Annotated in this window: 11 protein-coding genes; 3 read left to right on the forward strand and 8 right to left on the reverse strand. The window is 49.4% G+C overall.

Going from position 1 to position 13,381, the window contains the following annotated elements:
* Positions 1 to 81: 81 nt before the first annotated feature.
* Positions 82 to 1,362 carry a phosphopyruvate hydratase gene (gene eno / locus M1P97_RS14130; RefSeq protein WP_075560139.1) on the reverse strand — a complete coding sequence of 427 codons (1,281 nt, stop codon included), beginning with the start codon at positions 1,360 to 1,362 and terminating at the stop codon, positions 82 to 84.
* Between the two features lie 90 nt (positions 1,363 to 1,452).
* Positions 1,453 to 1,839, reverse strand: a complete 387-nt coding sequence (locus M1P97_RS14135) for a thioesterase family protein (RefSeq protein ID WP_195372417.1) — start codon at positions 1,837 to 1,839, stop codon at positions 1,453 to 1,455.
* Positions 1,840 to 1,953: 114 nt separating this feature from the next.
* On the opposite strand from M1P97_RS14135, the gene M1P97_RS14140 reads away from it, so the two are divergent.
* Both M1P97_RS14140 and M1P97_RS14145 read left to right on the forward strand, forming a co-directional pair.
* Positions 1,954 to 3,108: a DUF362 domain-containing protein gene (locus tag M1P97_RS14140; RefSeq protein WP_249389413.1), complete on the forward strand. Its 1,155-nt coding sequence runs from the start codon at positions 1,954 to 1,956 to the stop codon at positions 3,106 to 3,108.
* Positions 3,105 to 3,869, forward strand: a complete 765-nt coding sequence (locus tag M1P97_RS14145) for a DUF6599 family protein (protein ID WP_249389414.1) — start codon at positions 3,105 to 3,107, stop codon at positions 3,867 to 3,869. The genes M1P97_RS14140 and M1P97_RS14145 overlap by 4 nt, the downstream gene beginning before the upstream one ends.
* A gap of 42 nt (positions 3,870 to 3,911) precedes the next feature.
* On the opposite strand, the gene M1P97_RS14150 is transcribed toward M1P97_RS14145, so the two are convergent.
* The 3 genes from M1P97_RS14150 to M1P97_RS14160 are packed head-to-tail and all read right to left on the reverse strand — an operon-like array spanning position 3,912 to position 7,668.
* On the reverse strand, positions 3,912 to 5,642 hold the full coding sequence (locus tag M1P97_RS14150) for an ABC transporter ATP-binding protein (protein WP_249389415.1): 1,731 nt from the start codon (positions 5,640 to 5,642) through the stop codon (positions 3,912 to 3,914).
* A 13-nt stretch (positions 5,643 to 5,655) separates the two neighbouring features.
* Positions 5,656 to 7,452, reverse strand: a complete 1,797-nt coding sequence (locus M1P97_RS14155) for an ABC transporter ATP-binding protein (protein WP_249389416.1) — start codon at positions 7,450 to 7,452, stop codon at positions 5,656 to 5,658.
* Between the two features lie 12 nt (positions 7,453 to 7,464).
* The gene (locus M1P97_RS14160; protein WP_195372550.1) at positions 7,465 to 7,668 is read right to left on the reverse strand and encodes a hypothetical protein; all 204 of its coding nucleotides are present in this window, start codon (positions 7,666 to 7,668) and stop codon (positions 7,465 to 7,467) included.
* A 102-nt stretch (positions 7,669 to 7,770) separates the two neighbouring features.
* Here M1P97_RS14160 and M1P97_RS14165 point away from each other — a divergent pair, with 102 nt between their 5' ends.
* The gene (locus M1P97_RS14165; RefSeq protein WP_249389417.1) at positions 7,771 to 8,775 is read left to right on the forward strand and encodes a helix-turn-helix transcriptional regulator; all 1,005 of its coding nucleotides are present in this window, start codon (positions 7,771 to 7,773) and stop codon (positions 8,773 to 8,775) included.
* A gap of 5 nt (positions 8,776 to 8,780) precedes the next feature.
* On the opposite strand, the gene M1P97_RS14170 is transcribed toward M1P97_RS14165, so the two are convergent.
* From M1P97_RS14170 to M1P97_RS14180, 3 genes are all read right to left on the reverse strand, one after another.
* Positions 8,781 to 11,336, reverse strand: a complete 2,556-nt coding sequence (locus M1P97_RS14170) for a DUF5686 family protein (protein WP_249389418.1) — start codon at positions 11,334 to 11,336, stop codon at positions 8,781 to 8,783.
* A gap of 61 nt (positions 11,337 to 11,397) precedes the next feature.
* Complete coding sequence (locus tag M1P97_RS14175) at positions 11,398 to 12,546, reverse strand: PepSY-associated TM helix domain-containing protein (RefSeq protein ID WP_249389419.1); 1,149 nt, start codon at positions 12,544 to 12,546, stop codon at positions 11,398 to 11,400.
* Positions 12,543 to 13,373: an alpha/beta hydrolase gene (locus M1P97_RS14180; protein WP_249389420.1), complete on the reverse strand. Its 831-nt coding sequence runs from the start codon at positions 13,371 to 13,373 to the stop codon at positions 12,543 to 12,545. Before M1P97_RS14180 ends, M1P97_RS14175 begins: the two co-directional genes overlap by 4 nt.
* Positions 13,374 to 13,381 lie beyond the last annotated feature (8 nt).

Here is a 13,381-nt window from a genome sequence, read left to right on the forward strand (position 1 = left end):
GTAAAAGCCTCTCCTCACGGGGAAGCTTTTATCTAAAAATTAGCTTTTAGCTTGCAAATTAGCGATTATGATTTTGTGAGATTATTTCAATCTTTTGTAGCCGTATACCGCTTTGTTGCCCAATTCTTCTTCGATGCGGAGCAACTGGTTGTATTTAGCCATACGGTCTGAGCGGCTCAGTGAACCGGTCTTGATCTGTCCGCTGTTGGTAGCAACGGCAATGTCGGCTATCGTTGCATCTTCTGTTTCGCCGGAGCGGTGAGAAGTGACGGTCGTGTAGCCGTGACGGTGAGCCATCTCGATCGCATTCAGCGTTTCTGTCAATGAACCGATCTGGTTAACCTTGATCAGGATCGAGTTGGCGCAACCTTCCTGGATACCTTTCGACAGGAAGTCGACGTTTGTAACGAACAAGTCGTCACCCACCAGCTGGCAACGGTTACCGATACGGTCGGTCAGCTTCTTCCAGCCTTCCCAGTCGTTTTCGTTCATACCGTCTTCGATAGAGTCGATCGGGTATTCGTTGATCAGTTTTTCAAGGTAATCTACCTGTTCGTCCGAAGTACGTTTTACGCCTTTGTCACCCTCGAACTTCGTATAGTCGTAGATACCGTCTTTGTAGAACTCAGAAGAAGCACAGTCCATACCGATCATGATGTCTTTGCCCGGTTCGTATCCGGCAGCCTTGATAGCGGCAAGGATCGAGTTCAAAGCATCTTCTGTTCCTTCCAGCGCAGGGGCGAAACCACCTTCGTCACCTACGGCAGTGCTCAGGCCACGGTCGTGCAACACTTTCTTCAATGCGTGGAATACTTCGGCACCCATACGCAGACCTTCCTTGAAAGAAGAAGCACCTACCGGACGGATCATAAATTCCTGGAAAGCGATCGGAGCGTCACTGTGTGAACCGCCATTGATGATGTTCATCATCGGAACCGGCATCACGTATGTGTTTGTTCCGCCGATATATCTATATAAAGGAATATCCAGATAGTTGGCAGCAGCCTTGGCAACTGCAAGGGAAACACCGAGGATGGCGTTTGCGCCGAGGTTTGATTTGGTTTTCGTTCCGTCCAGTTCGAGCATGGCCTGGTCGATACCTACCTGATCCAGTGCTGACATGCCTTTCAGGGCAGGAGCGATTATCTTGTTTACGTTTTCAACAGCTTTCAGTACACCTTTACCGCAATAGCGTTTCTTGTCACCGTCGCGCAGTTCCAGTGCTTCGTGTTCGCCGGTCGATGCACCGGAGGGGACAGAAGCTCTGCCTGTTACACCTGATTCCAATAATACATCTACTTCTACGGTAGGGTTACCTCTTGAGTCGAGGATTTCACGTCCTGTAATCTTTTCTATTTTCATTGTTTGTTCATTTTTAAGACGGAACAAATATAGAAAGAGATCGGGGAACGTGAAATCACCATAAATGGGCATTCTGTGCCCGTGAAATACCTATTTGTCGGTAGGGTAGATCTTGGAGAGGAACTTCTCTTTGTCTACGATGAAACGGATATGCGTTCCTTCGCCGATCGTTCCTTTGGAGTCTTGTGCCACAACGCTGAAAGTGAGTTTGCGGCCATCTGCTTCCTGTAAGGTTGCCGTGGCGGAAATTGTTTCTCCCAGTGGGGACGGTTTGATATGTGACGTGTTCATTTGTGCACCTACGGTTGTCGAGCCTTCCGGCAGTCCGGCGGCAACAGCCAGCATGGCTGCGTTTTCCATTAAAGCCACCATCGACGGTGTGGCAAATACATCCAGGTCACCCGATCCCATGGTATGGGCTGAGTTAGCGGCACTGACTACGGTACTGCTTGTGTGTTGTAATCCTTTTTCCAGCATATTTATTGAGTTCTCGAATTGTGTCGCAAAAGTACAGGAAATAACCGGAAAAAAAGACGGAAGCCCCACAGGATTTTAATATCTTAGCAGCCTGAAGACGTAATCAGTAATACCATGAAAAGAAGAAACTTTTTCCGTTCGCTGGCCCTCGGTGGAGCAAGCGTTGCTTTTTCTCCCATCGTGAAGGCTGCTCCGGCGGTGCACGCAGATAAAGAGAAGCCGGCAACCAATATAAAGGATGCCCTGGCCATTCCCCGGAACGAACATTCCATGCCGGGTAAATATCCCGGAAAAGTAGCCCGTACAACCCATCCGGGCTGTATTGTCGACGGACAGCCTTCCGAAGGGATCGCCTATGAAATGCTCCGGAACAGTATATTGAATCTGACAGGGAAAAGTAACCTGAAAGAGGCGTGGCTACAGTTTGTCGGTCCCGATGATGTGATCGGGCTGAAAGTAAACCCGATTGCCGGTAAGCTGTTATCAACTTCGCACGCTTTGACGCAATCCATTATCAACCAGCTGGAAGAAGCCGGTATCCCCCGAAAGAATATCATTATCTGGGACCGGCGTGAAGCGGATTTGAAGGAGTCGGGCTTTACCCCTGAGAACTATCCGGATATAAAGATCATCGGTACGGAATATCCCGATGAGAACGGCAGTTACATCAATGCCGAAGGTAAGTTCTACGGCGAAGAGCGGATCGATAAGGAGCAGTATTTTTCCGTCGACATCGAAGGAGAATATGACGCTTACACCATGCCTTTTATGATTAATGGCGGAAAGAACTCTTATTTCACGAAGATATGTACGGAGATGGTGACGAAGATTATCAATGTTCCCGTTTTGAAGAATGCTGGAACGACGATCACCTGCTGCATGAAGAACCTGGCTTTCGGTTCGATTACGAATACCGCCCGGCTTCATGGTCTGATGTGGCATGATACCTGTGCTTCGGTTTGTGCTTTCCCTCCGTTGCGGGATAAGGTGGTGTTGAATATTGTCGACGGAATGATCGGTTGCTTCGATGGCGGACCGGCTGCCAATCCGCAGTTTATCTGCCATTATAATACCATCCTGGCGGGAAGCGACGCGGTGGCAGTCGACCGTATCAGTTACGATATAGTGATCGCCAAACGTATCGAAGAGGGGTTGCAGGAAGAAGAGAAAGCCGGAGCACGTACCTTTATGGATATGGCGCAGGAGTTTCAACTCGGTGTAGCCGATAAGGATAAAATCGAACTGATAGAAACAACGTTGCAGGCATGAAACATTTTATACGATGGGCAGGTTTCCTATTGTTGATCCCCGCCTTTCTGGTTGCGCAGGAGGTCGAAGTGAAAAGGGAACGGGTGTTTACAGGTTCGGGGCTCTACGGTTTTATGAATGGAGGAGCGGAGCAGTTCCTCGAATATGGTGTCAGTAAGCTGACAGCCCGCGATGTCGTTTATGACGGGCAGGAATATACGATCGAAATTTATGAGATGCCGACACCCGAGGATGCTTTCGGTATCTATTCGCTCCATGTGTTCCGGTGTCAGCGGGCGGATACGCTGGGTTGCATCGATTGCCTGTCGCCTTACCAGTTGCAGGCTGTGGCTGGCGATAAATACGTATCGGTGGTTTTCCCTTCCGGCTCGGCTGCGGCAAAGAGTAAGGTGGACGAGTTGATCCGGCAGTATCTTCCGATGGACGGGAAAGATAATCCGGAATTTCCGGTATTATTAAAGGAACTGTCTCCCTGGTCGGGCAAACTAAAGTTTTTCCGTGGACCGATCGGTATCTCCGGTGTTAGTACTTCATTGATGCATTACCTGGAAGAGATTGCTTATACCGGAGTTTGGTTTATCGCAGATAAACCTTCGAAAAGTTACCGTGCTTTGGTCTGTGTGAAAGAAAAAAAAGAGTTGGAGAAGCTGAAAGAAAAAGTTCCCGCCTCCGATATTATTCAGAGTGGGAACGATTTTATCTATATACGTGGTAATGAAAAAGAATCGGAAGAAGAGGATCACGGAGGGTTTGGCTTTTAACTTACGCGCCTCCGGTTCCTCTCGGGAGGGGAGAAGATACTCTTAGAGTTTCCACCCGATCGTCTTCTCCTGTATCGACCATAGTTTATGATATAATCCTTGATTGCGAAGCAGTTCGTCGTGCGCACCTTGTTCGGCGATATGGCCGTCTTCCAGTACGATGATCTTGTCGGCATTGCGGATTGTCTTTAGCCGATGGGCGATGACGATGACTGTGCGGCCTTCGATCAGGGTGTTGATGGCTTTCTGCACTTCCACTTCGTTTTCGGGATCGAGAGAGGCGGTAGCTTCATCCAACAGGACGACCGGAGCCTCTTTCAGTATGACGCGGGCGATGGATAGGCGTTGCTTTTCGCCACCAGACAGGGTACAACCGCCTTCCCCCACCATCGTATCATAACCACCCGGCAGACGCATGATGAAGTCGTGGCAGCAGGCTTTACGAGCGGCGGCTTCTATCTCGGCTTCGGTTGCATCGCTTCTGCCGAAACGGATATTGTTCCTGATCGTGTCCTGGAAGAGGTAGACATCCTGGAAGACCATCGATATATGCTTCATCAATGACTCGGGTTCCAGTTCCTTCATATCCTGTCCGTTCAACAGTACTTTCCCTTTCTGCGGATCGTAGAAACGGGCACATAACTTCATCAATGTGCTTTTACCGCTTCCCGACGGACCAACCAATGCCGTCAGCGAGCCTTGTTTCAGCGTGAGCGATACATCGTGCAATATCTCTTTCTCGCCGTAACCGAAAAAAACCTTTTCGAAAGTAATATCCCCATGTTCCGGACTTTCCTTTTTTCCTGTCATCTCCGGTTCACGCATCAGGTTGAGGATACGGCCACCGGCGATGGAGAAATAGCGAAACTCAGCGAAGTTGGTCAGTGCCGAGGTCAGCGGGTCGAAGACGCGGGAACCGACGATCAGGAACATGACGAAAGTAAGCAGGTCGAGCTGCCCGCCTACCAACAGATAGGCACCGCAAAGGATCATCAGAGTCAGTCCGGCACGTACCAGGGTGATAGACAGTAGGATGAACGGTCCCATCAAGGCTTCCAGTCGCAAGCTGGCGTGACGCAGGTCGGCAAACGCTTTTTGCAGGCGTTCGAATTTGCCCCCCAGCAGGTTGTATGCTTTTATGACGCGGATGCCTTGCAGGTATTCTTCCAGGCGGCTGCCCGCATTCACTTTAGCTTCGATCTGTTTCCGGCTCAGGCTATATTGTATCCGGGTACTTCCCGTCAGAACCAGGATCGCCAGCGGAAGAGCGATGAACATGGCTACCGACATCCGCCAGTCGATCCACAATAACCCGAAGAAAGCGAGTATGGGCATAACCAACGCACCCATCAATTGAGGAAGATGGTGGGAGATACCGGTCTCCGCCAATGTAAAGTCACTGATCATCATGCTGGCAAGGTCGCCCGGATCATGCCGGAAGAGGGAGCCTAAGGGCAAGCGGCGCAGATGTTCGGCCAACCGTATCCGGCCGTCGGCACTCATTTCGTAAGCGCCCCGGAAGTTATGCCGGTACGACTGGCGTTCGGCAACGGCCATCACCAGCATATAAGCTACGAGGATGCCGAAGATAACCCACAGGCGGGTTGTGTCGAGTCCGCTGCCACTGCCGTCGAAGGTTTTAAAGATGATGTTCACAGCTTCTATCGAAAGCATGAAAGGAATGATATTGACCAGGTTGGCCAGGATGGTGAACCCGACCGGTTTCCTGAGCCGTTCGGTATGACCGATCGTTATATTTTGAAGTGCATTCATTTTTGTTGTCTCCTTATTTCTTTAATGTCCATTGAAAAGCGTCGGTATAGGCATCCCACATCTGTTTATAGAGTCCGTCGTTTACTGAAAGTTCGCTGTGGATGCCTTGCTGGGCGATCTCTCCTTCTTTTAAAACAATGATCTGGTTCGCCGAAATGATCGACGACAGGCGGTGGGCGATGATGATGACTGTCTTTTCCCTGATCAGTTCCTGGATGGCGAGCTGCATCTTGTATTCATTTTCCGGGTCGGCGAATGCGGTAGCTTCGTCCAGTACCAGGATCGGGGAGTTTTTCAGGATGGCACGTGCCACGGCTACCCGTTGCGCTTCTCCACCGGAGAGGTAAACGCCGCCTTCACCGATTAGTGTCTGATACCCTTGTGGTAACCGGCGGATGAAATCGTCGCATTGGGCAGCACGGGCAGCGGCTATCACCTGTTCCTCGGTGGCATCGGGTTTACCGACACGGATATTCTCATATAAGGTATCGAAGAAGAGGAAGGTATCCTGGAAAACGAAAGAGACCTGATCCATCAATAGTTCGGAAGGGATATTCCGGATATCAGCGCCACCGATCTTGATCGTCCCTTCGGTAACGTCCCAGAAACGGGGAATCAGGTTGGCTATGGTGGATTTACCGGAGCCGGAAGGACCGACCAAGGCGGTTATCTCGCCGGCACGGGCGGTGAAGTTAATATGTTTCAGTGCTTCGGTGCGGGTCTTCTCCCGGGTGTTTTCGTAGGAGAAGCTGACGTTTTCGAAACAGATGTCATGTCCCGTCGGTTGTTGAGGATTGGCGGGTTCCGGTACGGGTTTCTCGGCAAAGATAGCGTCGATACGGCTGACACCTTCGTCTATCTCCCGCGTGTTCGATGCCAGGAATGTCAGTCTATAAAAAGGGGAGGCAACGCCCGGCCCTAATACAATGAAGAAGAGATAGACGGCTGCCAATGCGATATTCCCCGGCTGACCGTCCAATAGTAATAAGCCGACAGGAATAATAAAGGTAACGATCGAGTTCAATAGAACGATGAATGTCACCATCCCCGGTTGATAAGCATCGCAGACATTCAGCGCATATTCCTTAAACCGGTAGATCGATTTGCTGAACTGGCGGAACGACTCTACCGTCTGCCCGAATATCTTCACTACAGGCATCCCCCTGACATACTGGACGGCTGAGGCACTCATCTGCTCCGATGTATCGAAATACATTTTGAAGAACTCCTGTGCTTTCTTGCCGAACATCATGGAGAACTGGACGGATATACCGATCACGATCGCCAGCAGGCAGACTGCCGCCATCCAACCGTTCAGGCTGAAGAAGATGGCAAACATAATGATAACGGTCGTTGCCGCATTCACCAGGTCGGGGATGGTATGCGCCACGAAGTTCTCGATCTTTTCCACATTCTGCTCCAGGGCTTTCTTGATCGCTCCGGTCGACGTGCCGTTCAGATAACCCAGCGGCAGCCGTCCGATATGTTCCGATAGCCTGACACGCAAACCATAGAGGATGCGGAACGCTGCCACATGCGAAGCCATCAGTCCGCCGTAGAGTAACAGCAGGGCGGCAGCCAGCCCGATAAAGGCGATCCATGCCCAACGGATCATGTATCCGCTATCCGAAGCCGTTACGTTACCGGCATTTTTCAATAACTCATCCAGTACCTGGTAAACCGACAGATAAGGAACCAGCATACAGCAGGCACTTAACGCCGACAGGAAACCAGCCAGGATCAATAGTCCTTTCTTTTCGCCTGCGATCTCAAACAGGCGCGATAACCCTTTTTTCTTTTGCTCTTTCATATTGTTTGTTCTTTATTCAGCTTTATAGCCTACGATCCCGAACGATTTATGGAGGGCGGGGATCAGCCACATAATCAGTCCGAAATGGAAACGGGCTTTCGTACGTTTCACCGACTCGTGTTTATCTTTCCGGCGGCTTTCATAGGCGCGTGAAAGTAAGGGGATGAATAAGGTTTCTGCAACGTTGTCCTTTATCCCGGGTTTTATTTTATTCATAATATACCTACTTTTAGGGATTGATTATCTGATACAAAGGTGGGATATTTGCTATCGAATTATTTACGCAAGAAGGAATTGCATTTTAATCTGACGGAAAAAATGATACACATCGAACTTTCATCTCGCGGAAGAGACACGATCGCCCTGGAAATGCCGGATATAAGTTACTTTTCCACCAATGGTTCCGGCAGGCTGGAAGAGAGTAGCTGGAATATGGGGAACGAGTTGCTTGCTTATACGATCTCCGAGTTTAAATGCAGGGATTTCAATGTAGCGAAGTACCGGATATACTGTAAGGAAGATTGTTGCCTGCGCTCCCGGAATACGGATTGTTCTTTTATGGGGCTTTCTTTTGTCCATCAGGGGAAGGTCGAATGCTTTATGTCAGATACGCGGGACAGGCGGGTCTGGGCGGAAGGGCATACGAATATCATGGTCAGTTCGGGTATCAAGGAAGAGCGTAATCAATTCAGCAAAGGGGAGACTTTCGATATGACGAATGTATTGGTGTCGCCCGATTTCTTCCGCCATCTGTCGGAGCGTTATCCTGAATATTTCGAGAAGGCTTACCAGCGGCTCGGCAGCGGGGAGACTTTCTTTATGGCTCCCGAGAATATCCCGATCCCTATAACGCTGGATACGGCATTGAACGATATCGAGTTGTCGCGGATGATGGGAAATGCTTCGCCGATGTACCTGGAGGCGAAGGTGGTCGAATGCCTGTCGCTCTTTATACGGGAGACGGAAGGGAAGGAAGAGGCGAAGGAGAAACCGGTATCCGTATCCGACCGGGATAAGATTTACCAGGCGCGGGATATTATCTGCACCGAGTATCTGAACCCGCCGTCGTTGCGTGATCTGGCTTTGCGCGTCGGGACGAACGAGTGTACGTTGAAAGCCGGTTTCAAGCAGGCGTTCCAAACGACTGTCTTTAATTATTTGTTCGATTACCGCATGAATATGGCAGTTCATTATCTGTTGGATACCAATAAGACCATAGCCGAGGTAGCCAGCCTGGTCGGGTATGACTACCAGGGACATTTCTGTACGGCGTTTAAACGGAAGTATAATATCGCTCCTTCGGAATACCGGTTAAAAGCATAGAGACCTTATTTTATGCCCATCGATTTCAGTACCGGCAGGCTGATCGTGAAGCCGACGGCATCGTATTTGCCTTTCTCCAGGCCGACAAAGACACCGATCCGTGCAATATTGCTGAATCCGACAGAATATCCGAACTCGGAATAACTTTTACCGGGTATCCAAAGCGTACGAGCATGGAGCGCTTCATTGAACATATACTTTTGCAGGAAAGGCAACCGCTTGAACAGCAAATAATCGGACGTGTAGTTCAAATGAGCCTGTAACCATTGCTTGTCGGTAGAATAAATATAATTGTCGAACAAACAGAAACTGTTATCCGGCGAGCTTCCGGTAATGAACAGTTCGTTGGTATCGAAATGTTTGAAGTCCGGGAAATAGACCCGTTTGTCGGAAAGGAACTTCCCACCGTTGACAGTATAACCGATCCTGTCGAATTCACTTATCTTTATTGTCTGGCTGATATTGCCTTCCAGTTTGTTGAAAGAGGCGGACTCTTGGGAGCCTGTGGGTATTCCGGTTTCATATTGTATGGAGAAAGTAGGATAGTCGGAATAGATATACATCTTCTTTCCCCGGTGTTTCCAATAGTGGTATTGAGGCGTATAAGCCAGCCGGATCTTTACTTTCATCGCTGAATTATCCGGCATAGGCATTAATTGGCCGTTGGGTAAATTGGATGAAGGGGTATTCCCGAAGAAGTTGTAGGATTGACGGTTGTGTAATGCGTTGCGTTTCTCGTAACTGATACCGGTGGTCAATGGCAGGCCGTTAGCCAACTCGACAGTATTGGATAGGGAGACGAATTTCTTTTTGTAGAACTTCACCGGATTTTCACCGAAGAATAGGGACGCGATGGAATTGATCGCCAGGAGTGTTCCGCTTTCCCCGTTGTAATCGGCTGTAGTCTGTCCTCCGGAGAGGGATACGTTGCCCCGGCGCATGGGAGCATACTGGTAACTTCCGTCGATTTGCCAGTTTATGCTTTTTCCTGCTGTGGTATAATAGAGGGAAGGGGAGACGGTTAATGACCGGCTTTCCGTAAAGTTGGTGCGCAATGTGAATTGTTGCCCCAACCAGAAACCATCGACGAAATTATATTGCGGGCACGCCTTGAGCAATCCGCTATATCCGAACTGGATCTTCTTATTTAAAGGGAAACTTTCGCCGGTGATCAGTTTACCGATCCAATAGGCTGGAGTGCGGTTCTGTAAAGAGTCCTTGCTCCGTAGGGTTTCCATTTTTGTTTTCAGACTGTCTCTGACCTGATAGCTTACGATTTCATCTTTCTTCAGCGGCTGCTTGCGGATCGTTTCCCAATAGGTAGAATCGCGGGTTCCTGCCAGGGTGTCGACTGTCACTCTGATGTTTGCATTGCCCGGATTGATTTCGAGCGACTCCCGTTCTTTCTTTGTTTCTTCCGGTTCGGTCGTCTCTTTCATCAGCTTCGCCATTTTGTAGGCTTCCCGGTTACTGAGTTCTTCTTTGGCGGCTAACGTATTCAGTTGTTCCTGTGATTTGGGGCTGGCGGCTTGGGTTGCTCCGCTGAGTTCGACGGTTTTGTATTGGACGGAGGAATAATATTTGCCGGTGGCTTTTACTCCCATGGCATCTACTTTCATGTCGATGTCGTAGGCGGTGGGGAGAAAGGCGGAAGGTTTCACTTCGTTGTAGGTGGCGGTGAAACGGATGGTGACACCCAGTTCGGTAGCACTTAAATCGGCACTTTGCACATTCCAGCTGTTTTCGATGATATATAACCAACCGCTGACCAGCTTGGGGTTGTTCTTTTTAGGTTGTACATGTATTTTGTTGATCATATGTTCTCCTTCCATATTTATGCCTTCCAATGCAAACTTGTAGTATGAGAAGGCTCCCGGGGCTAAAGGGGAGATCCTGCCGAAAGCGTTCGGGTCGTATATGTTGGTTGTCATGACAGACATGACCTGTCCGGCATCGATATCGGCGGGAAGGGTGGAGGAGAAGGCAAGCACTTTCTGTTCATACCGGTTGGGGGAAGTGAAGCTGACTTCGTTTTGTGACTCTATTAAGAAGAGCTTGTTGGTGAGGTTCTTTAGCTTTTTTCCGTTTGAACCGAAAGTCATGAGCCGGGGAATCTTTTCAACCTTTACGCTCCCTTTTACGTAGATGGACGACTCGTATTTCTCTATTTGGTGGAGATAAAAAGGAGCCATGCCGATCGCTTTCCGCATGATGGCATAAGCCGGGTCTTCACGGTTGGCGGAGATAATGACCTCTTTCAGGGCGTAGACTTTCTTTTCCAGGGCTACGGAGAGGTACGTTTCAGCTTTGTCGATTGTCAGAGGAAGAGTTTTTCGCTCATATCCCAAAGAACTGAAGTCGCAGGTGTAGGAACCTTTCTTCAGGGAAGCCTGGAATTCGCCGTTGTCATCGGCAGTAATCCCCAATGCCACTTCACGGATGTATAAAGTGGCATTGGGGATCGCTTCTCCCGACACATCTGTTATCTTGCCTGTCAATAGCTGGGCAAACAGATGCATGGGTAATAAACAACACAGGACAATCAGCGAATAAACTTTCATCAAATCAATGTATTAATATACAAATGTAGGATTGATCCGCGAATAATCGCCCTGCAACAGGTTACTTTTTCTTTCGGAGTTTCTTTTTGATCCAGAAATAATAACCGGTCAGGGCAAATACCGCTCCGAGGAAGGAGACGAGACAAGACAGTATACGGGTAGTCATGCCGCCCCATGATCCAACGTGTACGGAATAAATCCATCCTCTTATCTTTCCGGACTTGGGAAGATCTTTGTATAGTTGCACATCCGTGATTTTCCCGTTTGCCGGATCGAAAGTATAACGGTCGCTTCCCCGGGTATTGCCGTATTGGGCGGCAGATACGGTGGCTGAACCATCCTGAATGGTGATGGAGTTATATTTCGGATAACGGCTTTGCAGGTCGGCTAAGACCGTTGCCCATTGGGTATAATCGGTTTCTGCACGATTCTTCTTTTCTCTTTCATAAGAGTGTCCGCCTTTGCCTCTTTCTTTAGACTTCCCTTTGGAATCAGACGGGGCGGGAGCATGTGCCTGCGGTTGGGTAGTTTCGACACCGAAGACAGTATAGAAAGCATCGCGGTACCAGCCGAAAGACCAGGTTAAACCGGTCAGCGTCAGGATGAGCAGGAGCAGGGTGGCGTAGAAACCACCCGAGACATGCAGGTCGTAGAAGAAACGATACCAGCCGGATTGGGTTTTTATCTTCAGACGGTTCTTCAGCACTTTCTTATTGCGGGGATACCAGATCACCAGGCCGCTTATCAGAATGATAGCCATTACCAGTGTCGCATAGCCTACAACGGCTTTGCCTAACGAGAAGCTGCCGTCGCGTTTGTAGGAGTCGAGCAACCAGCGGTGCAGGCGCATCATTTGCATAAAGAAACCTTGTCCGTCATCGATGTCGGTGATCTCTGCAGTATAGGGATTGATGAAAGCGGCTGCTTTTTTACCGGGCAATACCACCTGCCAGGTACGTTTGGGATCCTGCGAAACACGGATACCGTTTATTTGGATGGAATCGGGCAATTGCCGGCGTGCCGAACTGAGCAGGGCGGCAGGCGTAAGCGGTTCCCCTTTTACCTCTTTGACGAAATAACGGGAAGGATAGCACACTTCCAGTATCTCCGTTTCAAATACCAATATTGCACCTGTCAGGCAGACAATCGCGATGATGATGCCAAAAGGTATCGATAACCATAAATGTATTTTTGCAAATAACTTTCTCATTTACCATATAATTGTTTGATCCCGTCGTATATTCCCGGAATAGCGACTGTTCCGTGGTTCTCTTCGGGGAATGATTTACTAAAGAAACGCAGGTTCCTCGCCTGCGGCAAAACCTCTTTCAGGAGGTGGTTTACTTTGTTGAAGTGGATATCCACCCGATCGGTACGTTTCTTGGAAGCGACACCGATATACAGGCTTTTCCCTGTGAAATCTTTTCCTGCGATCAGAGAGGCGGCTTCTTCCGACAACTTGCCCCGATCCCACCACAGGCTCGGATCGACAGCCAGATAGGTGTCGAACAGGTCGGTATGATGGAGGAATGTGTTGAGGGTAAACAGTCCGGAATAGGAATGACCTATCAACATATTCTTTCCGTTGGTGCGATAGCTGTTGTCTATTACATTGCGAAGCTCTTCTGTCAGAAAGTGGCTGAAGGGTTCGCTTCCGCCACCCTGGGGAACGGCATCAGGAGCGATCTTTCCATCCCGGCCTGCTGCCGAAGCGGTAGGTGTCAGGTCGCGTGTACGGTCGACGTTCAGTACGCCGACGATGATACTCGGGGGAAGATGCCTGCCTTTGACCGTGGTGAATGTCCGGCTGATGCCGACTACCGAATGGAAGAATGCATCTCCGTCGAGCAGGTAGATCACCTGATAGCGTTGCGTTGTATCCCGTCCGTAGCTGTCGGGCAGGTGTACCCAGTAGTTTCGCTCTTCCTGTAAGACCGTGGAGTAAAGGCTATGTTTCTTTCCTATACAAATATCCTCCTGGCTCCGCATGGTTAGCGGGAGCAGGAGGAGTATAAGAAAGATGTGAATACGAATCATCTTTTATC

The organism is Parabacteroides leei, assembly GCF_023369805.1.
GTDB lineage: Bacteria > Bacteroidota > Bacteroidia > Bacteroidales > Tannerellaceae > Parabacteroides > Parabacteroides leei.